Consider the following 24,307-nt stretch of genomic DNA (forward strand, 5'->3'; position numbering starts at 1 on the left):
TGATGGCCATTCAGACCGCTCCCGGAGTCACCCAGCGGATGCTTCCCAACGGGCATCTCGAGCTGATCTGCAGCAGCACCAGCCGCCAGGTGGAGTGCGAACCGGTCGCCGCGGCGATGTGGATCGCGCTCAAGCAGCACAACGGCGACGTCGACAGCGCCAGCGCCGTCCTCGCCGCGCTGTGGGAGACCGATGTCGAGACCATCCGCTACGACATGATCGCCCTGGCCGGCTCCCTGTGCTCCCTCGGCCTTCTCACCGAGGAGTGAGCAGGTACCCGCGCCGGGTCCGACACCAAAAGCTCGTGAGTGTTTATGACGGTTAGAACCGTCATAAACACTCACGAGCTGTTGCGGGCTTGCGTGCTCAGACGGGTTTGCTGTCCAGTTCCTCGTCCAGGAGGGCGAAGAGGTCCTCGGCACTGGCGTTCTCGATGTCCGCGGGCTCGTCGGGGGCCGAGTACGAGGCCAGCAGGGCGGTCAGCCGGATGACCAGTTTCTCCCGTGCGGACTCGTCCAGGGCGGTGTCCCGCAGCGCGGTCTCGAGGGAGGCCAGCTGGGAATCCACAATGGACGGCTGGTCCGCCAGGCCCGCACCGAGGAACCCGGCCACGGCGGTGGCGGAGGGATAGTCGAAGATCAGGGTGGCCGGCAGGCGCCGTCCGGAGACCTCGTCCAGCCGGTTCCGCAACTCGATCGCCGTCAGTGAATCGAAGCCGAGCTCGATGAACCCCTTCCGGGGGTCGATCGCGTCCGGACGCTCGTGCCCGAGCACCACCGCGGCGGTGCCGCACACGAGGTCGAGCAGCGCCCGCTCCCGCTCACCGGCGGGCAGGGCCACGATCCGGGCCCACGAGTCGTCGGCGACCGTGGCCCGCCGCCGCGCACCGCCACGCACCAGTCCCCGCAACATCGCCGGCACGTGATCCGCGTCGGACCGCAGCCCGGCCACGTCGAGCCGCACCGGCACCAGCGAGGGCTGCTCGGTGCCGAACGTCGCGTCGAACAGCTCGAGCCCGTCGGTGAACGACAGCCCGGCGACGCCGGATCGCGCCATCCGGACCAGGTTGGTGTCCCCGAGCGCGTCCCCCATGCCGCCGGACCACAGTCCCCACGCCAGCGACACCGCCGGCAAGCCGAGCGCCGCCCGGTGATGGGCCAGCGCGTCGAGGAAAACGTTCCCCGCCGAGTAGTTCGCCTGCCCGGCCGAACCCAGCGTCCCGGCGACCGAGGAGAACAGCACGAACGCGGCCAGGTCGAGATCCGCGGTCAGCTCGTGCAGGTGCCAGGCCGCGTCCAGCTTCGGCCGCAGCACCGTGTCCAACCGCTGCGGCGTCAGCGCGAGCAGCACCCCGTCGTCCAGGACACCGGCCGTGTGCACGACCGCGGTCAGCGGATGCCCGGCCGGCACGCCGGCCACCAACGCGGCCGCCGCCTCCCGATCCGCGAGATCGCAGGCCACCAGCGAAACCGAAGCGCCCAGCTCCTCCAGCTCCGCCTTGAGTTCCGGCGCTCCCGGCGCCGCGGCGCCACGACGGCTGGTGAGCAGCAGGTGGCGCACGTCGTGCTCGGTCACCAGGTGCCGCGCGATCAGCCGGCCCAGCGCGCCGGTGCCGCCGGTGACCAGCACGGTTCCGTCCGGATTCAGCGACGGCGTCCGGCTCTCGGGCACGAACTTCGCCAGCCGGTGCACCAGCACCGCCCCGTCGCGGACGGCGACTCCGGGCTCACCGGCGTAGCCCGCCCCGAGCACCATGTCCAGCGCCGGCTCGCCGCCGGCAGCGCCGTCAACGTCAACCGCCATGAACTGGTCCGGGTATTCCAGCTGGGCCGACCGGACGACGCCCCACAGCGCGGCGTGGGCCAGGTCGCCGATGCCGTCCTCGGGATGCGTCGCGATGGCGCGGGAGGTGACCACGACCAGTCGCGAACCGGCCAGCACCGGCTCGCCGACCCAGGCCCGCACCAAAGCCAGCAGCCGGTGGGTGGCCTCGCGCGCCACCTCGGGCGTCGCCGTCTCGGGCGCCGCGAACGTCGCGATCACCACGTCCGGGACGTTCGCCCCCGCCCGCACCGCGTCGAGCAGCGCAGCAAGGTCTACATAGGACTCTCCGCCGAGGCCGAAGGAGTCCGCGCCGAGTACCACGCGCGAAACGCTCGCAGCGGCATCACCGGTGTAAGGCAGCCATTCCACCCGGAACAGCGAGTCGCCGGCAGCCGGCCGGGTGGCCGAGGCGAACGCGTCGTCGGCGATCGGCCGGAACGCCAGCGACTTCACGGTCAGCACCGGTGCCCCGGTGGGATCGGTGGCGGTGAGCGACACGGTGTTCTCGACATCGGCCGAGAGCAGCACACGCAGGCTCGACGCCCCGCCGGCGTAGAGCGAAACCCCGCTCCACGCGAACGGCAACGCCGGCTTGTCCTCCGTCAGCCCGGCCAGGCCGATGGTGTGCAGCGCGGCATCCAGCAGGGCCGGGTGCAGCCCGAACGCCGAACCGTCGGTGTGTTCCGGCAACTCGACCTCGGCGGCCATGGTGTTCCCCTCGCGCCAGACCCGGCGCAGCCCGGCGAAGACCGGCCCGTAGTCGAAGCCCTGGGCGGCGAGTTCGTCGTAACGACCGGTCACGTCGATCTCGACGGCCCCGGCCGGGGGCCACTCTGCGACGGCCGCGGGCGTGTCCACCGACGGCGACAGCCTGCCGCTGGCGTGTTTCGTCCACTCCCCGCCGTCCTCGAGCTGCGAGTAGATGCCCAGCGAGCGAGCGCCCGACTCGTCCTCCGCGCCCACCGTCACCTGTACCGGGACGGCTCCGTGTTCGGGCAGGATCAGCGGCACCGCGAGCGTCAGCTCGTCGAGCCTCGCGCAGTTCACCTCGTCGCCGGCCCGCACGGCCAGTTCGACAAAAGCCGTCCCGGGGAGCAAAACCGTCCCCTGCACGACGTGGTCGCCGAGCCACGGCTGTGCGCGCAGCGAGAGTTTCCCCGTGAGCACAACGCCTCCGGTGTCGGCGGCCGACACGACCGCGCCCAGCAGCGGGTGCCCGGCATCGAGCTGCCCGACCTCAGTGACCCCGCGGAGACGGGCGCCGGTCGGGTTCTCCAGCCAGTAACGCTTGCGCTGGAAGGCGTACGTCGGCAGCTCGACCACCGCGCCACCGGCGTAGAACGCCGAGAAGTCCACAGTGGAACCGCTGACGAAGAGCGTCGCGACCGCGGCGGCCGCCGACTCGGCTTCGGGCCGGTCCTTGCGCAGCACCGGGACGAACGTCGCCCGGTCGTCCGCACCCAGGCAGGTCTGGCCCATCGCGGTGAGCACCGCCGAAGGACCGACCTCGACGAACGTCGTGACGCCCGCGTCGAGCAGCGTGCGGACCCCGTCGGCGAACCGGACGGCGTCGCGGACCTGGCTCACCCAGTACTCCGGCGAGGCCAGGTCGGCGTCGGGCGAAACCGTGGAGACGATCGGGATCTCCGGCGCGCGATAGGTCAGCTTCCGGGCAATGGCGGCGAAGTCCGCCAGCATCGGCTCCATCAGCGCCGAGTGGAACGCGTGCGAAACCTTCAGCCGCGAAGTCCGCTCGAACTTCGACGCCACGGCGAGCACCGCGTCCTCGTCACCGGAGAGCACCACGGACGCCGGCCCGTTCACGGCGGCGATCGACACCCCGTCGGCCAGTAGCGGCAGGACGTCCGCTTCGGTCGCCGCCACGGCGACCATCGCGCCACCGGCAGGCAACGCCTGCATCAACCGCGCCCGGGCCGTCACCAGCGTGCAGGCGTCCTCGAGCGAGAGCACGCCGGCGACGTGCGCCGCGGCCAGCTCGCCGATCGAGTGCCCCAGCAGGTGGTCCGGCCGGACGCCCCACGACTCGAGCAGCCGGAACACCGCGACCTCGACCGCGAACAACGCGGGCTGCGTGTACCCGGTCTCGCCGGAGCCGAGCACGGTCGACAGGGGGACGTCCAGGTGTTTGTCCAGTTCGGCGGCCACCAGGTCGAAGGCCTCGGAGAACGCCGGGTACGCCGCCGCCAGCTCCAGCCCCATCTCGGCGCGCTGCGCGCCCTGGCCGGTGAACAGGAACGCCGTGCGCCCCGCCGCGGCGGTGTTATCGGCGGTGCCCTCGACGATCCCCGCGGGCGTCCGGCCCGCCGCGAATTCGGCGAGCGCCCGCACCGCGCCGGCCCGGTCGGCGGCCACGACGCCGGCGCGGTGCTCCGCGAGCGTACGGGTGGTCGCCAACGAGAACCCGATGTCCACTGTGGACGAATCCGCGACGAACCCGGCGAGGTTACCCGCCTGGGCCCGCAGGGCTTCCGGGTCGTTGGCGGACAGGAGCCAGGTCACCGGGCCCGAATCCCCGGCCGCCGCCGGACCGGGATCACCCTGCTCGACGATCACGTGCGCGTTGGTCCCGCTGATGCCGAACGACGACACCCCGGCCCGCCGGGGCCGCCCGGACTCCGGCCACGGCCGCTGCTCGCTGAGCAGCGAGACCGTGTCCGTCCATTCGACGTGCGGCGACGGCTCTTCCGCGTGCAACGTGCGAGGGAGGACGCCGCGCCGCAGCGCCTCCACCATCTTGATCACGCCGCCGACCCCGGCGGCCGCCTGGGTGTGGCCGACGTTCGACTTGAACGAACCGACGTGCAGCGGCCGCTCCGGCGTGGCCACCTTGCCGTAGGTGGAGATCAGTGCCTGCGCCTCGATCGGGTCGCCCAGCTTAGTGCCGGTGCCGTGCGCCTCGACGGCGTCCACATCGGACAGTCCCAGCCCGGCGTCGGCCAGTGCCGCGCGGATCACGCGCTGCTGCGCGGGCCCGTTCGGCACGGTGATGCCGCTCGACGCGCCGTCGGAGTTCACCGCGCTGCCCCGCAGCACCGCCAGCACGTGGTGACCGTTCGCCCGCGCGTCGGAGAGCCGTTCCAGGAGCAGCATCCCGGCGCCCTCGGAGCAGCCGACGCCGTCGGCGCCGCTGCCGAACGCCTTGCAGCGCCCGTCCGAGGAAAGCCCGTGCTGCTCGCTGAAGTAGACGAACATGTCCGGCGTCACCATCACGGTCACGCCGCCGGCCAGCGCCAGCGAGCACTCGCCGCGGCGCAGGGCCTGCGCCGCCCAGTGCATGGCCACCAGCGAAGACGAGCACGCCGTGTCCACCGACACCGACGGGCCTTCCAGCCCGAGGGTGTAGGAGACGCGGCCGGAGATCAGGCTGCCGTCGCTGCTGCCCGCGCCGTAGTCGTGGTACATCACGCCGGCGAACACACCGGTCTTCGAACCGCGCAGGGTCGACGGCACGATCCCGGCGCGTTCCACGGCCTCCCACGCCGTCTCCAGCAGCACCCGCTGCTGGGGGTCGAGCGTGAGCGCCTCACGGGGCGAGATCCCGAAGAACTCCGGCTCGAAGTCGGCGGCCTCGTAGAGGAAGCCGCCCTCCTTCGAGTACGTCGTGCCGGGCGGGCCGGCGGGGTCGAACAGCGCGGCGGTGTCCCAGCCGCGGTCCTCCGGGAACTCGCCGATCGCGTCCGTGCCGCCGGCGACGAGGTCCCACAGCTGCGCGGGCGTGGTCACCCCGCCGGGGAACCGGCAGCCCATGCCGATGATCGCGATCGGCTCGGTCGTCGCCGCGGCGAGCTTCCGGTTGTCCGCCTTGAGCTGCTCGTTGTCCATCATGGACTGGCGCAGGGCGGCGACGATCTGTTCGGTCGACGGCTGCGTGCTGGGTGACTGCGTCACTGGGACTCACCTCGTTCGTCGGTCGGGTTCCCGCCCATCGCGGACCGGACCAGGTCGGCCAGGTCCATCGCGGCGATGGCCGCACCCTCGTCGGTTCCATTCGCAGAAGCCGCTTCGCCGGCCGCCGTTTCTTCAACGGCACTGCCGATCTCCGGCAGCAGTTCGGCGAGCAGGTGCTTGGCCAGCGGCACGGGGCTCGGGTAGTCGAAGATCAGCGTGGCCGGCAGGCGCAGCCCGCTGGCGGCGCCGAGCCGGTTGCGCAGTTCCAGCGCCGCCAGCGAGTCGATGCCCAGGTCGGTGAAGCCCTTCTCGGCCCCGACCGCCGAAGCGTCGTCGTAGCCGAGGACGGCCGCCGCGTGCTCGCGCACCAGTTCCAGCGCCGCCTGCTCCCGCTCGTCCGGCGACAGCGTGACCAGCCGGTCCGCGAACCCGGCCACCGGAGCCGCCGCCTGAGGCCCGGCCGCCGCGGCCACCCGGCGTGGGGCCGCCGTGACCAGGCCGCGCAGCAGCGGGGCCACCGCGTCCACGTCCCGCAGTTCGGCGAGCTTCACCGGCACCAGTACCGGCTCGCCGGCCGCGAGCGCGGCGTCGAACAGCGCGAGGCCGTCGGCCGCGGACAGCTCCGCGACGCCGGACCGGGCGATGTGCGCCAGGTCCACCTCGCCGTCGGTGCCCTGCCACGGGCCCCAGGCCAGCGAGGTCGCCGGCAGTCCGCGGGCCGCGCGGTACTCGGCCAGCGCGTCGAGGAAGACGTTGCCCGCCGCGTAGTTCGCCTGCCCGGCGGCGAGCAGCAGGCCGCCCGCCGAGGAGTACAGGACGAACCCGGCCAGGTCGAGGCCCGCGGTCAGCTCGTGCAGGTGCCAGGCCGCGTCCACCTTGGGGCGCAGGACATTGTCGACCTGCTCCGGGGTGAGCGCGCTGAGCACGGCGCTGTCCATCTGGCCCGCGGCGTGCACCACCGCGGTGAGCTCGGACCCGATCGAGCCGATCAGCTCGGCCAGCGCCGCGCGGTCGGTGACGTCGCAGGCCGCGACCGTCACCTGGGCGCCCCGCTCGGTCAGCTCGTCGGCCAGCTCCTTCGCCCCCGGCGTGTCCAGGCCCTTGCGGCTGGTCAGCAGGAGGTTGCGGGCGCCGTGGCCGACCAGGTGCCGGGCCAGCAGCCCGCCGAGCAGGCCGGCGCCGCCGGTGATCAGCACCGTGCCGTCCGGGTCCCACGCCGCGGGTTCGCCGAGCGCGGTCACCTTGGCCAGCCGCGGCACGCGGACCTCGCCGTCGCGGACGATCGCCTCCGGCTCGCCGGACGCCACCACCGCGGGCAGCGCCCGCACCGACGAGGCCGCCGCGTCCACGTCGACCAGCTGGATCCGGCCCGGGTTCTCGGCTTGGGCGGCCCGCACCAGGCCCCAGACCGGAGCCTGGGCCAGGTCGGGACCATCCTCAGTGGACACTGCCGCCTGGGTCAGTACGACCAGTTTTCCGTCAGCGAACCGTTCGTCGGCCAGCCAGGACTGCAGCTGGGCCAACGTCTGGTGCACGGCGCCGCGGACCTGCGCGGGCACGTCACCCGAGCCCGGCGTGACCGGCAGGACCAGCACATCAACCGGCTCGGCACTGTCGAGAACAGGCACGCCCAAGCCGAGATCGTCGGCACCCAGCACAGCCCAGCCGTCGAGCGAGCCGGCCGGACGGACGCCCGCGGGCTGCCAGTCGATCCGGTAGAGCGAGTCGGGCACCTTCGCGCCCAGCTGGCCCTCCGACACCGGCCGCGTCACCAGCGATTCGATCCACGCCACCGGGTTGCCGGCCGCGTCGGCCAGCGCCAGCGAAGAGCCGGTGACGTCCTTGCGCACCAGCACCCGCAGCGCTGTCGCACCGGAGGCCTGCAGTGAGACCCGGTTCCACGCGAACGGGATGGTGGTCTCGGTCAGCGCCTTCGGGCCACCCGGGATCAGGTAGTCCGTCGCGCCCAGCGCCGAGTCGAGCAGCCCCGGGTGCAGGCCGAACTCGCCCGCGGCGGTGCCCTCCGGCAGCGCGACCTCGGCGAAGACCTCAGTCCCCCGAGCGCCTTCGCGCAGCCAGACGGCCTTCAGGTTGCGGAACGTCGGCCCGTAGCCGAAGCCCAGCCCGGCCAGGTCGTCGTACAGCCCGGTCAGGTCCACGGCCTCGGCGCCGGACGGCGGCCACTCCGTCAGGTCGAACTCGTCGGGCCGCGCCCCCGTGGCCAGCGTGCCGGCCGCGTGCTGCGTCCAAACCGCGCCGGACTCTTCGGTGCGCGAGTGCACCGACAGCTCCCGGATGCCACCGGCACCGGGCGCGCCGACCACCACTCGGAGGTCGACCCCGCCCTTTTCCGGCAGCAGCAACGGAGCCTGCTGGGTCAGCTCGTCCAGCACGTCGCAGCCGACCTGGTCGCCGGCGTGCAGGGCCAGCTCGACGAACGCCGCGCCGGGCAGCATGGTCCGGCCCATGATCACGTGGTCGGCCAGCCAGCCCTGGGTGTCCACCGACAGCCGGCCGGTCAGCACCGCGCCGCCGTCGGGCAGCTCCACCAGCGCGCCCAGCAGCGGGTGCGCGGCGGACTTCGCGCCGAGCGAGGTCACGTCACCGGTCTGCTTGGTGGCGTCGAGCCAGTAGGACTTGTTCTGGAACGCATAGGTCGGCAGATCCACAGTGGACGCACCGCGGCCCGTGTAGACGGCCCGCCAGTCGATCTTCGCGCCCCGTGAGTACAGCGTGGCGAGCGCGGCGAACAGGGTCGGCACCTCGGCGCGGCCCCGGCGCAGCGCCGGAACGCCGACAACGCGGTCCGGCCGGGCGGCACCCGCCGTGTCGCACTCGCGGGCCATGCCCGTGAGCACCGCGTCCGGGCCCAGCTCCACGAACCGGGTGACGCCGGCGGTCAGCAGCGTGGCGACGCCGTCGGCGAACCGGACGGCCTCCCGCACGTGGCCCACCCAGTATTCGGGCGAGCACAGCTGTTCCGCCGTGGCGATCCGGCCGGTCACGTTCGAGACGACCGGGACCGCCGGGGCCGAGTAGGACAGCCGGGCGGCCACCTCGCGGAACTCGGCCAGCATCGGCTCCATCAGCGTCGAGTGGAAGGCGTGGGAGACGACCAGCTGCTTCGTCCGCCGTCCGGCCTCGGAGAAGACCGCCATCGCGGCTTGGACCGCGGCCTCCGGGCCGGAGATGACCACCGAACGCGGGCCGTTGACCGCCGCGACGTCCACATCGGACGGCAGCGACTCACGAACCTCTTCTTCGGTGGCAGCAATCGCGGCCATCGCTCCGCCAGCCGGCAGAGCCTGCATGAGACGGCCACGGGCGGCGACCAGCGAGCAGGCGTCGGCCAGCGAGAACACCCCGGCAACGTGCGCCGCGGCCAGCTCGCCGATCGAGTGCCCGGCCACGTAGTCCGGCGTGACGCCCCACGACTCGATCAGCCGGTACAGCGCCACCTCGATCGCGAAGAGCGCGCACTGCGTGTACGCGGTCTGGTTCAGCAGTTGCCCGTCCGCCGAGTCCTTCTCGGCCCAGACCACCTGCTTCAGTGAGACCTCGAGCTCAGCGTCGAAGAGGCCACACGCCTCGTCGAACGCGCCGGCGAAGGCCGGGAAAACCTCGTACAGCCCGCGGCCCATGCCCGGCTGCTGCGCGCCCTGGCCGGTGAAGAGGAACGCGGTCAGGTCGGCCGCGCTGACCGTGCCGGTCACGGTGCTCGCCGGGGTCTGCCCCAGGGCCAGGCCGTCGAGCGCCTTGAGAGCGGCTTCGCGGTCGGCCGCCAGCACCACCGAGCGGTAGTCAAGCGCCGCACGGCCGGTGGCGAGCGAGTACCCGACGTCGGTCAGGTCCAGCTCCGGGTTGGCCCGCAGGTACCCGGCCAGCCGGCCTGCCTGGTCGGCGAGCGCGGTGTCCGCCGAGCCGGCGATCGGCAGCGGGACCACCGGAAGCTGCGGCGCGGTCCGGCGCGGTTCCTCCACAGTGGACGGCGGCGCCTCTTCGACGATGAGGTGCGCGTTGGTCCCGCTGATACCGAAGGACGAGACGCCCGCCCGGCGCGGCCTGCCGTTCGGCAGCCACGGCCGGGCCTCGGTCAGCAGCTCGATGTCACCGGTCGTCCAGTCGACGACCGGCGACGGCGCGTCGACGTGCATCGTCTTCGGCAACATGTTGTGCCGCAACGACTGCACCACCTTCATCACGGCGGCCACACCACCGGCGGCCTGCGCGTGGCCGATGTTGGACTTGACCGAGCCCAGGTACAGCGGCTGTCCGTCGGGGCGGTCCTGGCCATAGGTGGCCAGCAGCGCCTGCGCTTCGATCGGGTCGCCCAGCTTGGTGCCGGTGCCGTGCGCCTCGACGGCATCCACGTCGGACGGCAGGAGGCCGCTCGCGGCGAGCGCCGCGTGGATCACGCGCTCCTGCGAAGGACCGTTCGGCGCGGTCAGCCCGTTGGACGCGCCGTCCTGGTTGACCGCGCCGGAGCGGATCACCGCGAGCACCTCGTGCCCGTTGCGCTGCGCGTCCGAGAGCCGCTCCAGCAGAAGCAGGCCCGCGCCCTCGGCCCAGCCCACACCGTCGGAGGCGGCCGAGAAGGACTTCGACCGGCCGTCGGGTGAGAGCACGCCCTGACGGCTGGAGTCCACGAACAGGTCCGACTGCGAGAGCACCGTGACCCCGCCGGCCAGTGCCAGCCCGCACTCCCCCGCCCGCAGCGCCTGCACCGCGAGGTGCAGCGTGACCAGCGAGGACGAGCACGCCGTGTCGACCGTCATGCACGGGCCTTCCAGCCCGAGCAGGTAGGAGATGCGGCCGGAGACGACCGCGCCCGAGCTGCCGTTGGGGATGTAGGCGGCGACGTCGGCGGGCGCGCCGGGGACGCGGCTGCCGTAGTCGTCGTACATGGCGCCGGCGAAGACGCCGGTCAGGCTGCCGCGCAGCACGGTCGGGTCGATGCCCGCCCGCTCGATGGCCTCCCACGCCGTCGCCAGCAGGAGCCGCTGCTGCGGGTCCATGGCCAGCGCCTCACGCGGGCCGATGCCGAAGAACGCCGGGTCGAACTCGGCCGCGTCGTGCAGGAAGCCGCCCCGGTTGGCGTAGGTCTTCCCGCGCTTGCCGCGCTCGGGGTCGTAGATGCCCTCGGTGTCCCAGCCGCGGTTGGTCGGGAAGCCGCTGGTCGCGTCGACCTCGTCCACGAGCAGCTGCCACAGGTCCTCCGGCGACCGGACGCCACCGGGGTAACGGCAGGCCATGCCGACGATCGCGATCGGCTCCTGCATGGACGCGTTGGTCCGGGTGGTCGTGGCGGGGACCTTCGCGACCGCGCCGAGGAGCTTGCCCTTGACGAAGTCGGCCACGGCCTTGGCGGTCGGGTGATCGAAGATCAGCGTCGCGGGCAGCGAGAGCCCGGTGGCGGCGCCGAGCAGGTTGCGCAGCTCCACCGCGGCCAGCGAGTCGAAGCCCAGCTCCTTGAACGCGCGGGTTCCGTCCACTTCGGACTTGTCCGCGTAGCCGAGCACGATCGCCACCTGCGTGCGGACGATGTCCAGCAGCACGCGGTCGCGCTCGCTCTCGACCAGCCCGGCCAGCTCGGCGGCCAACGCGTTGTCGCTGGCCTTCGCCGCCTTCGCGACCCGGCGGGCCTTCGGCGGGACGAAACCACGCAGCAGGGCCGGCAGTTCGTCGGTGCGGGCCCGCAGCGCCGGGACGTCCACGCGCAGCGGGGCGATCACGGCGTCCTCGGCGGACACGGCCGCGTCGAACAGCGCGAGCCCCTGCTCCGCGGTGACCGCGGGCAGGCCCAGGCGTGCCATCCGCGCCAGGTCCGCCTCGGCCAGGTCGCCGCCGAGCCCGGTGTTCTCCGCCCACAGGCCCCAGGCCAGCGCCGTCGCCGGCAGGCCGTGGGCCCGGCGGTGCTCGGCGAGGCCGTCGAGGAACGCGTTCGCGGCCGCGTAGTTCGCCTGGCCCGCGGGCAGCACCTGGCCGCCGGCGGAGGAGAACAGGACAAACGCCGACAGCCCGGCGGTCAGCTCGTGCAGGTGCCAGGCCGCGTCCACCTTGGGCCGCAGCACCGCGTCCGCCTGCGCGGCGGTCAGCGAATCGAAGACCCCGCTGTCCGCGGTGCCGGCCGCGTGCACCACCGCGGTGAGCGGCGCGTCGGCGGGCACACCCGCGATCAGCGCCTCCGCCGCAGCGCGGTCGGCGACGTCGCAAGCCGCGACAGTCACCTTTGCGCCGAGGTCGGAAAGCTCCTCCACCAGCTGGGCCGCGCCGGGCGCCTCGAGCCCACGACGGCTGGTCAGCAGCAGGTTCGTGACGCCGTGCTCGGCCACCAGGTAACGGGCCAGCAGGCTGCCCAGCCCACCGGTGCCGCCGGTGATGAGCACCGTGCCGTCCGCCCGCCACGGCGACTCGCCTTCGGACTCGGTCCGGGCATACCGCGGCACCAGCACCGAGCCCGCGCGAACGGCGGACTCCGGTTCGCCGGACGCGATCACCGCGGCGATGGTCTCCACGGAGGTGTCCGCATCGGCGTCGACCAGGAAGACCCGGCCCGGGTGCTCGGCCTGAGCCCCTCGGGCCAGGCCCCACAGCAGACCTTGCGTGACGTCCACAGTGGACTCACCGGCAGGCACCGCGTCGCGGGTGACCACGGCCAGCTTGGTGCCCGCGAACCGGCCCTCGGCCAGCCAGGCCTGGATCTCGGCGAGCAGCCACGCGGTGTTGGCGCGGGCCGTCTCCGGGACGTCGGCATCCAGTGCGGGCACGGTCAGCGTCACCACGTCCGGCACCGGCTCACCGCGGTCGACCGCCCCGATGAGGTCGGCGAAACCGGCGTACGTGGCCGCCACCCCGACCCGGCCGCGGCCGACCGCGACGACGTCGCCCGCCTCGACCGAAGGCACGGAAACCGGCTGCCAGGCGATCTTCAGCAGCGAGCCGTCCGTCGAGTCGGCGGCCGGTGCGGACAGTTCCTTGTGCACCGGGCGCGAGACCAGCGAGCCGATGGTCGCGACCGGGCGGCCCTCGCTGTCGGCCACCTCGATGGCCGACACCTCGTCGCCGTCCAGCCGGACGATCCGCACCCGCAGCACCGAGGCGCCGACGGCGTGCAGCGTGACCTCGTTCCACACGAACGGCAGCAGCGTCGAGCCGTCCGGGTCGCCGAGCAGGTCGGCGTGCATGGCGATGTCGAGCAGGGCCGGGTGCAGGCCGTACGCGCCCGCCGTGGACGCCGCCGGCTCCGGCAGCGCGACCTCGGCGAACACCTCGTTGCCCCGGTTCCAGGCGGCCTTGAGGCCCTGGAACGACGGGCCGTAGCCGTAACCGCGGTCGTTCAGCCGCTCGTAAGCGCCTTCGACCGGGATGACGTTCGCGCCGGCCGGCGGCCACTCCGTGAGCCCGGCGGGCTCGGGCCGCGGCGCCGCGGAAAGCGTGCCGAGGGCGTGCTGGGTCCACTCGCCGTCAGCCGCGCCCGCGGGACGGGAGAAGACCGTGATCGGACGGCGGTCCTCGGCTGCGGGGCCGACCACCACCTGCAGCGCGACCGCCTCGCCCGGCGGCAGCACGAGCGGCGCCTGCAGCGTCAGCTCCTCCACCGTCGGGTGCCCGACCTGGTCGCCGGCCGCGATGGCCAGCTCGACGAACCCGGTGCCGGGCACCAGGATCGCGCCCTTCACCACGTGGTCGGCCAGCCACGGCACGGACTCGGCCGAGAGCCGGCCGGTGAGCACCGTGGTGTCCGAACCGGACAGCGGCACGACCGCGCCCAGCATCGGGTGCGCCAGCGGCTGCTGGCCCACCGACGTCACGTCGCCGGACGGCGTGGCGTCCAGCCAGTAACGCTTGCGCTGGAAGGCGTAGGTCGGCAGGTCGAGCCGGACCGGGCCGTCACCGAGCAGCTTGCCGAGCGCCGCGGCGCCGCGGACGTGCAGGCGGCCGGCGGCGGCGAGCACCGTCCGGACCTCGTCGGTGTCCCGGCGGCCGAGCGCCACGAACGCCACCGCGTCGGGGTCCGGCACGCTCTGCGGGCCGAGCACGGACAGCACGCTGTCCGGCCCCAGCTCCAGGAACGTCCGCGCCCCGGCGGCCTCGATGGCCGCCACCGCGTCGCCGAAGCGCACGGCCTCGCGGACGTGGGTGACCCAGTACTCCGGTGAACGCAATTCGTCTTCGGCCGCGAGCCGGCCGGTGACCGTCGAGACGATCGGAATCCGGGGCGCGGCAAAGGAAAGGCCCTCGGCCACGGTGCGGAACTCCGCCAGCATCGGGGCCATCAGCGGCGAGTGGAACGCGTGCGAGACGCGGAGCCGGCGCGTCTGGATGCCGGCGGCCGAAGCCTCACGCTCGATGCCGGACACCACCTCGTCGACCCCGGAGACGACCACGGACGCGGGACCGTTGACCGCGGCGACACTCGCCTCGTCCTCGTGCCCGGCCAGCAGCGCCCGCGCCGTCTCCTCGGAGGTGGCGAGCGAGACCATCGCGCCCGGCGGCTCGCTCAGCGAACCCATCAGCCGGCCGCGAGCGGCGACCAGCGTGGCGGCGTCGGCCAGCGAGAGGACCCCGGCGACGTGCGCCGCGGCCAGCTCGCCGATCGAATGCCCGGCCAGCGCGTCGGGCACGATGCCCCACGACTCGACCAGCCGGAACAACGCGACCTCGATGGCGAACAGGCCGGTCTGCGTGTACTGCGTCTGGTCCAGCAGCCCGCGGTTGGCCAGCGCCGTGGTGCCGAAGACGACGTCGCGCAGCGGCACGTCCAGCAGCGGGTCGATGGCGGCGCAGACGGCGTCGAACGCCTCCGCGAACACCGGGTACGCCGCGTACAGCTCCTGACCCATACCCACGCGTTGTGCGCCCTGGCCGGAGAACAGGAAGGCGATCTTGCCGTCGGTGGTGCTGCCGGTGACCACGTCGCCGGCCGGCTCACCGGTGGCGAGCGCGTCCAGCCCGTCGGCCAGTTCGGCCGGGGTTCCGGCCACGATCACCGCGCGGTGCTCCAGCGCCGCGCGGGTCGAGGCCAGCGAACGCGCCAGCTCGGCGACGTCCAGCTGCTCGTGATCGGCGACAAAAGCACGCAGCTTGGCGGCCTGGCCGCGCACCGCGGCGGCGGTCCGGCCGGACAGCGCGACCGGGACGACGGCGCCGGCCTGCGGCTCGGCGGGCTGTTCAACCACCGCGTCGGCCGGGGCCTGCTCCAGGATCACGTGGGCGTTGGTGCCGCTGATGCCGAACGACGAGACGGCGGCGCGGCGCGGGTGCCCGCCGTCCGACCATTCCTGTGCCTCGGTGAGCAGCCGGACGGCGCCGGACTCCCAGTCGACCACAGTGGACGGACGGTCCACGTGCAGCGTGCGCGGCAGCTGCGCGTGCTGCATCGCCATGACCATCTTGATGATCCCGGCGACGCCGGCGGCGGCCTGCGTGTGCCCGATGTTGGACTTGATCGAGCCCAGCCACAGCGGCTGCTCGTCGGCCCGGTCCTGGCCGTAGGTGGCCAGCAGGGCCTGCGCCTCGATCGGGTCGCCCAGTGTGGTGGCGGTGCCGTGGCCTTCGACTGCGTCCACTTCGGACGCTTCGAGCCCGGCGTCGGCCAGCGCCTTGGCGATCACGCGCTGCTGCGAGGGGCCGTTCGGGGCGGTCAGGCCGTTGGACGCGCCGTCGTGGTTCACCGCGGAGCCACGCAGCAGCGCGAGCACCGGGTGCCCGTTGCGGCGGGCGTCGGAGAGGCGCTCGACGAGCAGCATGCCCGCGCCCTCACCCCAGCCGGTGCCGTCGGCCGCGTCGGCGAACGAGCGGCAGCGGCCGTCGGCGGAAAGCCCGCGCTGACGGCTGAAGTCGACGAAAGTGTCCGGAGTGGACATCACCGTGACGCCACCGGCCAGCGCGAGCGTGCACTCGCCGCGGCGCAGGGCCTGGACCGCCCAGTGCAGGGCGACCAGCGACGAGGAGCACGCGGTGTCGACCGTGACAGTCGGGCCCTCCAGCCCCAGCGCGTAGGACACGCGGCCGGAGACGACGCTGGCGAGGCTGCCGTTGCCGAGGTAACCGGCGATGTCGTCGGAGACGGTGCCGAGCCGGGTCCCCCAGTCGTGGTACATCACGCCGGCGAACACGCCGGTGGCACTGCCGCGCAGCGAAACCGGGTCGATGCCGGCCCGCTCGAACGCCTCCCACGAAACCTCGAGCAGCAACCGCTGCTGTGGGTCCATGGCCTGCGCCTCACGCGGGCTGATCTCGAAGAAGTCGGCGTCGAACTCGGCCGCGTCGTGCAGGAAGGCGCCGTGCTTGACGTAGCTGCGGCCGGGCTTGCCGGGCTCGGGGTCGTACAGCGCGTCGACGTTCCAGCCGCGGTCGGCCGGGAACGGCGTGAGCGCCTCCTCGCCGTCGGCCACCATCCGCCACAGGTCCTCCGGCGAGCCGACCCGGCCGGGGTAACGGCAGGCGATGCCGACGATGGCGATCGGCTCTTCCGGGTCCGCGGTGGTGACCGGCGCGATCGGCTTCGCCGGGGCCAAGCCGACCAGCCGCGTGACGATGTACTCGGCCAGCGCGCGCGGCGTCGGGTAGTCGAACACCAGCGTGGCGGGCAGCCGCAGGCCGGTGACGGAGTCGAGCACGTTGCGCAGCTCGACCGCGGCGAGGGAGTCGAAACCGATCTCGCCGAACGGGCGGGCCGGGCTGATCGCTTCGGCGCTGTCGTGCCCGAGCACGGCCGCCACGTGCGTGCGCACCAGGTCCAGGATCGCGCGGTCGCGGTCGGCCTCGGTGAGGTGCGCGAACCGCTCGGCGAACTGCTGCTCCGGCGTCAGTTCCCCGGCCGGGACGGCGGCGGCGATCCGGCGGCGGCCGGCGGGAGCCAGGCCCCGCAGCAGCGCCGGGACGTCCTCGCCCCGGGCCCGCAGCGCGGCCCGGTCGACGCGGGTCGGCACCACGGCCGGCGCGCCGGTGGCCAGCGCCGCGTCGAGCGCGGCCAGGCTCTCCGAGACCGTCAGCGGGGCCAGGCCCAGCCGCGCGATCCGGTTCAGGTCCACTTCGGACAGTGTGGCGCCCATGCCCAGCGCCGCGCCCGCATCCGGTGACCAGAGGCCCCAGGCGAGCGACGTGGCGGGCAGGCCGATTTCCCGGCGGTGCGTGGCGAGCGCGTCGAGGAAGGTGTTGCCCGCCGCGTAGTTCGCCTGGCCCGCGCCGTCGACCAAGCCGGCCGAGGAGGAGAACAGGACAAACGCGGTCAGGTCCAGCTCCGCGGTCAGCTCGTGCAGCGCCCAGGCCGCGTCGAGCTTCGGCGCCACGACGGCGTCCAGCTGCGCTTCGGTGAGCGTGCCGATCATGGCGTTGTCGAGGATCCCGGCGGTGTGCACGACCGCGGACAGCGGCCGGTCGGCCGGGACCTTCTTCAGCGCCGCCGTCAGCGAGCGCTTCTTGGTGACGTCGGCGGCGGCGACCTCCACCGCGGCGCCCAGCTCGGTCAGCTCGTCGACCAGCTCGGCCGCGCCCGGCGCGTCGGCGCCACGGCGGCTGAGCAGCAGCAGCGAGCGAACGCCGTGCGTGGTGACCAGGTGCCGCGCGACCTGCGCGCCGAGGCCACCGGTACCGCCGGTGATCAGCACGGTGCCGTCCGCGCTCCAGGTCGTGCCCTCGGGCTCGGCCGTAAGCCGGACCAGGCGTGCGGACTGGACGGAGTCACCGTCCACCCGCAGCTCGGGCTCGCCCGACGCGAGCGCGGTGGCCAGCGTGCCCGGCGACAACTCGCCCTCGACCAGCACCACGCGGCCCGGGTGCTCGGCCTGCGCCGAACGCACGAGCCCGCGGACGGCGGCGTCCGTGAGCGTGCCACGGGTGACGACGACCAGCCGGGACCCGGCGTAACGCTCACCTTCGAGCCACTGCTTCAGCACGGCGAGCACACGGTGCGCGGTCTGCTTCGCCGCGGCCGGGATGTTCTTGCCCCGCACCGAAACCGGCAGCAGCACGGCGTCCGGCACGTCCACCAGCGAGACGAGCGAGTCGACCACCGGCACGTCCAGACCGGCGACGGAGCCCAGCGCGGCCAGCGAAGGCAGCTCGCCGGAAGCCGCGACCGGCGTCCACTCGACGGTGTAGAGCAGGTCCCGCGCCCGCGTGCCGAGGTCGGCGCCGCGGACCGGACGGGAGCGGAACGACTCGACCGACAGCACCGGCGAGCCGGCCGCGTCGGTCACTTCGAGCGTGACACCGCCGGTCGCGGGCGAGGTGATCCGCACCCGCACCTCGGTGGCGCCGGAGGCGTGCAGCCGCACCCCGGTCCACGCGAACGGCAGGCGGATCTCGTCGGCCTCGCGCGCCTCGCCCGGGGCGAAGTCGGTGGCGTGCAGGACGGCGTCGAGCAGCGCGGGGTGAACGCCGAACTTCGCGTCCCGGCCCGCGGCGGGCAGGGCAACCTCGGCGTACACGACGTCGTCGCGCTTCCACGCTGTGCGCAGGCCCTGGAACAGCGGGCCGTAACCGTAACCCTGCTCGGCCAGCTCGCCGTACAGCTCGGCGGTGGCGACAACCTCGGCGCCACGCGGCGGCCATTCGGTCAGCGGCTCCGGCGTGACGGCGTCCGCCTCGGCCAGCACACCCACGGCGTGCCGGGTCCACGCGGCGTCCGCGTCCTGCTCGGGACGCGAGTAGAACTCGATGCTGCGACGGCCGTCGGCGTCCGGGCCGACCACGGCCTGCACCGCGACCGCGCCACCCTCGGGCAGGGTCAGCGGCGCCTGGAGGGTCAGCTCGTCGACGACGTCGCAGCCGGCCTGCTCGGCGGCGTGCAGCGCCATCTCGACAAACGCGGTGCCGGGCAGCACCACGGTGCCGGCGATGGTGTGGTCGGCCAGCCACGGGTGCGAACGCAGGCCGACGCGGCCGGTGAGCACGAGCCCGTCGTGGTCGGCGAGGCCGATCTCGGCGGCCAGCAGCGGGTGCCCGGAGGCGAGCTGGCCGAGGTCGGCCGCGTCGCCGTGACCGGACGGCGAGATGAGCCAGAAGTGCTTGCGCTGGAAGGCATACGTCGGCAGGTCGACCCGGCGGGCCGGGCCGAAGACCGCGGTCCAGTCGACCGCCACGCCGCGCGTGTGCAGGCGTCCGAGCGCGGCGGCCAGCGTTGCCACCTCCGCGTGGTCACGGCGCTGCGCGGGGATGAAGCCGATCTGCTCGGCGTACGGGCCGGTGGCGGCCATCGCGGACAACACGGCGTCCGGACCGGCCTCGATCGCCGTGGTCACGCCGGCCTCGGCCAGCGTCGCGAGCCCGTCGGCGAACCGGACCGGACGGCGGACGTGCCACAGCCAGTACCCCGGCGAGCACAGCTCCTCGGCCGTGGCGATCCGGCCGGTCACGTTCGAGACCACCGCGATCGACGGCGGCGCGTAGTCGACGACCTGCAGGATCTCCCGGAACTCGGCCAGCATCGGCTCCATCAGCGGCGAGTGGAACGCGTGCGAGACGCGCAGCTCGCTCGTCTTGCGGCCCTGCAGCTGGAACACCGACACGACGTCGGCCACCGCGTCGCGCTCGCCGGAGATGACCACGGACGACGGCCCGTTCACCGCGGCGATGCTCACGCGCTCGTTCAGCAGCAGCTGGACCTCGTCCTCGGTCGCGGCGATCGCGACCATCGCGCCACCCTCGGGAAGGGCCTGCATCAGGCGCCCGCGGGCGGCGACGACCAGGCAGGCGTCCGCAAGCGACCAGACGCCGGCGATGTGCGCGGCGGCCAGCTCACCGATCGAGTGGCCGAGCAGCAGGTCCGGCTTGACGCCCCACGACTCGATCAGCCGCGCCATCGCGACCTCGACCGCGAACAGCGCGCACTGCGTGTACTGGGTGCCGTTCAGCTCTTCGAGGTCGTCGCCGAACAGCACGTCGCGCAGCGGGCGGTCCATCTGCACGTCGAGCTGGTCGATGGCCTCGTCGAAAACCTCGGCGAAGACGGGGTAGGCCAGGTACAGCTCACGGCCCATCGCGAGCCGCTGCGAACCCTGGCCGGTGAACAGCATCGCGAGCTTGCCGGGCGTGCGGGAACCGGTGGCCACCCCGGCGTCCGGCTCACCGGCGGCGAGCGCGAGCAGGCCGCGCACGGCGTCGTCGGTGTTCTCGGCGACCACCACGGCACGGTGGTCGTGCGCGGCGCGCGTGGTGGCGAGCGAGAAGCCGACGTCGGCCAGGTTCGTACCCGGCTCGAGGGCCTCCGCGAGCTTCCCGGCCTGCGCGCGAAGGGCCTCTTCGCTGCGTCCCGAGACGACGAGCGGCACGGCGGGCAGCGACTGATCGGCGATCTCTTCCTCGACGGCGTCCGGAGCCTGCTCGATGATGATGTGCGCGTTGGTCCCGCTCACGCCGAACGACGAGACCCCGGCCCGGCGCGGACGCTCGGCTTCCGGCCACTCGCGGGCCTCGGTGAGCAGCTCGACCGAGCCCATGGTCCAGTCCACATTGGACGACGGCGCGTCCACGTGCAGGGTCTTCGGCAGCACGCCGCGGCGCATCGCCTCGACCATCTTGATCACGCCCGCGACCCCGGCCGCGGCCTGGGTGTGGCCGATGTTCGACTTGATCGAGCCCAGCAGCAGCGGGGTCTCGCGGTTCTGCCCGTAGGTGGCGAGCAGCGCCTGCGCCTCGATCGGGTCACCGAGACGGGTGCCGGTGCCGTGCGCCTCGACAGCGTCCACTTCGGACGATTCCAGGCGCGCGTCAGCGAGAGCGCGGTTGATCACGCGCTGCTGAGAAGGGCCGTTCGGCGCAGTGAGGCCGTTCGAGGCGCCGTCGGAGTTGATGGCCGAGCCGCGCACGATCGCGAGCACGGTGTGCCCGTTCGCGACGGCGTCGGAAAGCCGCTCCAGCACCAGGACACCGACGCCCTCGGCGAAACCGGTTCCGTCGGCGGCCTCGGCGAAGGCCTTGCAACGCCCGTCCTCGGCGAGGCCGCGCTGGCGGCTGAAGGCGGTGAACGTGCCAGGGCCGCCCATCACGGCGACGCCGCCGGCGAGAGCCAGCTGCGTTTCGCCGCGGCGCAGTGCCTGGACCGCGAGGTGCAGCGCGACCAGCGAACCCGAGCAGGCCGTGTCGACGGTCAGTGTCGGGCCTTCGAGGCCGAGCGCGTACGCGACGCGACCGGAGACGACGCTGGGCGCGTTGCCGGTGAGCAGGTAACCGTCGAGGCCGTCCGGGGCCTCGTGCAGGCGCGGGCCGTACTCCTGGGCCTCCGCGCCGATGAAGACGCCGGCGGGCGTGCCGCGCAGCGTGCCCGGGTCGATCTTGGCGCGCTCCAGCGCTTCCCAGGCCGTTTCCAGCACGAGCCGCTGCTGCGGGTCCATTGCGGACGCTTCACGCGGGGCGATGCCGAAGAAGCCCGCGTCGAACTCGCCGGCGTCGGGCAGGAAGCCGCCGGAGGTCACGTAACTGCTGCCCGGGCGGTCCGGATCGGGGTCGTACAGGCTGTCCAGGTCCCAGCCGCGGTCGGTCGGGAAGCCGGAGATGGTGTGCGCCTCGTCGGCGACGAGCTGCCACAGCTGCTCGGGCGAAGCCGCGCCGCCGGGGTACCGGCAGCCGATGCCGACGATGGCCACCGGCTCGTCCACCGCGCCGGACAGCACTGCCGGTCCACTGTCGACGGTCTCCGCACCGAACACCAAAGCGTGCAGGTGACGCGCGACGGCGGACGGCGTCGGCTGGTCGAAGGCCAGCGTGACCGGCAGCTCCAGGCCCGTGGCGGCGGTCAGCTGCGTGTGCAGCTCGACCGCCGCGAGCGAGTCGAACCCGTGGTCCGAGAACGCCTTCTCCGGGTCCAGCGCCGCCGGCACGTCCGGCCGCACCGCCCTCAGCGCGGCTCGGGTGGCGTCGTGCACGACGTCGGCCAGGAAGCCCGCGCGGTCGCCCGGCGGCAATTTCGCCAGTCGCTCCGCGAAGCCGGATTCCCGATTCTTCTCACTCTCAGGCATTACGCACTCCACCGCGGTAGCAAGGCAGCATTCATGGTCTTCGGTTGGATCGTAAGTCGGCCCAGCACGCGGCCGGATCCCCAGAAAAAGCGGTTAGGGGCGGGAAATCACCAGGCGATGCGCAGCTCTGACGGCCCGCGGACAATCACGCCGTACTCCCACTTCACGCCTTCACGCCCGTCCGCGAAGCGCATTTCCGGGAACCGGTCGAGGATCGCCTTGAGCGCTTCCTGCAGCTCCAGCCGCGCCAGCTGCGCGCCGATGCAGTGGTGCGGGCCGTGCCCGAACGCCACGTGCGGGTTGGGGCTGCGCGTCAGGTCGATGGCGTCCGGGTTCGCGAACACCTCCGGGTCGCGGTTGGCCGCGTGCAGCGCCGGCAGCACCGGGTCGCCCGCGCGCACCACGACGTCGCCGAAGCGGATGTCCTCGGTGGCGTACCGGGCGAACATCGCCGCGGTGTTGATCGGCACGTACCGCAGCAGCTCCTCCACCGCGGTCGGCATCAGGTCCGGGTTGGCGCGCAGCAGCGCCAGCTCGTCCGGGTTCGTCAGCAGCGTGAAGATGAAACTGGGCAGGGCCGTGGAAACCGTCTCCACGCCACCGGTCAGCAGGCCGGCGCCGGCGATGGCGATCAGCTCGTTCTCGGAGAGCTTGTCCCCCGCGTCACGCGCGTAGACGAGCGCGCCGAGCAGGTCGTCGGTCGGCTCCTCACGGCGCTGGGCCACCAGGCCGGCCACGTACTCGTCGAGCTTGTCGCCGTAGAGGTCGAGCACGTCGCTCTTCGCCGTGGCGTCGCCGACCAGCGCCTGCGTCCACTCGCGGAAGATCTTGTGGTCCTCCTTCGGCACCCCGAGCAGGTCGCAGATCACCGTGACGGGCAGCGGCCGCGCCAGCTGCTCGACCAGGTCGGCCGAGTCGCCCTCGGCCATCATCTCGTCCAGCAGCCGGTTGACCAGGTCCCGCACGCCTTCGCGCATCTGCTCCAGCCGGCGCGCGGTGAACGCCTTGCCCACCAGCCGCCGCAGCCGCGAGTGGTCCGGCGGGTCCATGCCCATGATGCCGTCGCCCATCTGCTGGCGGCGCATCCGCGGCTGGTCGAGGCCCTGCGCCAGCTCGCGGCTGAACCGCGAGTCGGTGGTCACCAGCTTGACGTCGGCGTACCGCGTCGCCAGCCAGGCGGGCTCGCCGAACGGCATCTGCACCCGGCTCATCGGCTCTTCGCGCTGCAGGACGTGGTACTGCTCGGAAACGGAGATCTCGTGCATGTCGAACGGATAAGCGCGCACGGTCCGGCGTGTGCTCATCGCGAATCCCCTCCAATCGCGGTCATCGGCTGCTCCAGGAACTGGGCGTCGTAGGTGTTCTGGACGTGGGACAGCGCCGACATCAGCGTCGACGACGTGATCTTCCCCGGGCTCCGGCGCTCCACCACGTGCCGCAGCGGGAGCGAGCCGAGGTCGGACCAGCCGAGCCGGCCCTGGGGGTCGAGGTAGCTGCGGGCCTGCCCGGCGTTGTCCGGGTGCAGGCAGAACGGGACGTCGAGCAGGCCGCGCTTGAACGCGACCACGATCGCGCGGCCCAGGTCGGCGTGGCTGTTCAGCACGGCGTCGACGAGCGCGTACGCCTCGCGGTAGACCTGGTTGTCACTGTCTACTGTGGCCTTCGTGGTGACGGATCGCGCGGTCGCACCCGCATGCTCCAGTGCCGAGACGTTCTCCGCGACGGTCGGAATCCGGTGTGCCTCCGCGACCGTCTTCACGATCAGCCGCTCCGAGCCTGTGCTCATGGCCAGCTCGGCCGCCTTGGCGAGCAGGCCGCGCGCGCCGTCCGGGGTGCGCGGGAACAGGCCCATGTACGCGTAGATGACCACGTGCCAGGTCGCCCCCGGCAGCAGCTCGGCGCACAGCCGGCGCAGCGCGGACACGGCCTCCTGGTCCTGCGTCATGTCGGTCTGCTGCGCGTAGCTCACCGAGATGCTGCGCAATCCCTTGCGGTAGAAGAACAACGCCTCCAGCACGCTCAGCGCCACCAGCTCGCTGGGCGGGCACAGCTGGCCCATCATGCAGCCACCGAACGTCTCCAGGTGCGGGCGCCCGGCCGGGTGCTCGGCGTCCATCAGCAGGTCGCAGCAGTGGGACCAGTTGCGCACGGCTTCGTCGAGCGGCGTGCGGCTGTAGGGCAGGCAGTAGGAGACAGGGCCGCCCTCGGTGGCGTGCAGGCCGGCGTCGATCATCGCGCGGAAGATGTCCGCGGGCCGCGCCGAGCCGTGGCGCACCTGGACCGGGAAGTCCGGGCCCTCGATGCCGTCGAGCATGCCCCGCGTGACCTCGGCGGGGTGGTTGACGATCGGGTAGCCGTTCAGCTTGATCCCGTTGCGCAGCGCGTGCGCCACGGAATCGGTGTCGCAGACGCGGGTGTAACTGTCGAGCGTGACGGTGCCGACGGTCACCGCGTCCGCCGCCTTGGTCGCGGCCAGCCCGGCCCGCATCACCGCAGGGTCGGCGAAGCCCAGCCGCGGCTGCACCACGAGTTCGCCGGCCGCGTGCCGGCTCGCGACGAACTCCTCGAAACTCATGCTGCCCCCGCCGCCGCCGCACTTTGTGCCCTGAAGG

The 24,307-nt window shown here is 73.1% G+C and carries 5 protein-coding genes; 1 reads left to right on the plus strand and 4 read right to left on the minus strand.

The genetic code is table 11. From position 1 onward, the window contains the following. Nucleotides 1-2: 2 nt before the first annotated feature. Nucleotides 3-269 (plus strand): hypothetical protein, encoded by a 267-nt coding sequence (locus OG943_RS26770; protein WP_328603678.1) that lies wholly within the window; start codon nt 3-5, stop codon nt 267-269. A gap of 97 nt (nt 270-366) precedes the next feature. Here OG943_RS26770 and OG943_RS26775 read toward each other — a convergent pair whose 3' ends face one another. The 4 genes from OG943_RS26775 to OG943_RS26790 all read right to left on the minus strand — a co-directional run bounded on the left by OG943_RS26775 (nt 367) and on the right by OG943_RS26790 (nt 24,270). After that, nucleotides 367-5,733, minus strand: coding sequence for a type I polyketide synthase (locus OG943_RS26775; protein WP_328603679.1), 5,367 nt, complete (start codon nt 5,731-5,733; stop codon nt 367-369). Continuing rightward, on the minus strand, nt 5,730-21,695 hold the full coding sequence (locus OG943_RS26780; protein WP_328603680.1) for a type I polyketide synthase: 15,966 nt from the start codon (nt 21,693-21,695) through the stop codon (nt 5,730-5,732). The genes OG943_RS26775 and OG943_RS26780 overlap by 4 nt, the downstream gene beginning before the upstream one ends. 107 nt (nt 21,696-21,802) lie before the next feature. Then, nucleotides 21,803-22,999, minus strand: a complete 1,197-nt coding sequence (locus OG943_RS26785; protein WP_328603681.1) for a cytochrome P450 — start codon at nt 22,997-22,999, stop codon at nt 21,803-21,805. Further along, nucleotides 22,996-24,270, minus strand: a complete 1,275-nt coding sequence (locus tag OG943_RS26790; protein ID WP_328603682.1) for a methylaspartate mutase — start codon at nt 24,268-24,270, stop codon at nt 22,996-22,998. Before OG943_RS26790 ends, OG943_RS26785 begins: the two co-directional genes overlap by 4 nt. Nucleotides 24,271-24,307 lie beyond the last annotated feature (37 nt).

The sequence above is a fragment of the Amycolatopsis sp. NBC_00345 genome, assembly GCF_036116635.1.
Classification (GTDB): Bacteria; Actinomycetota; Actinomycetes; order Mycobacteriales; family Pseudonocardiaceae; genus Amycolatopsis.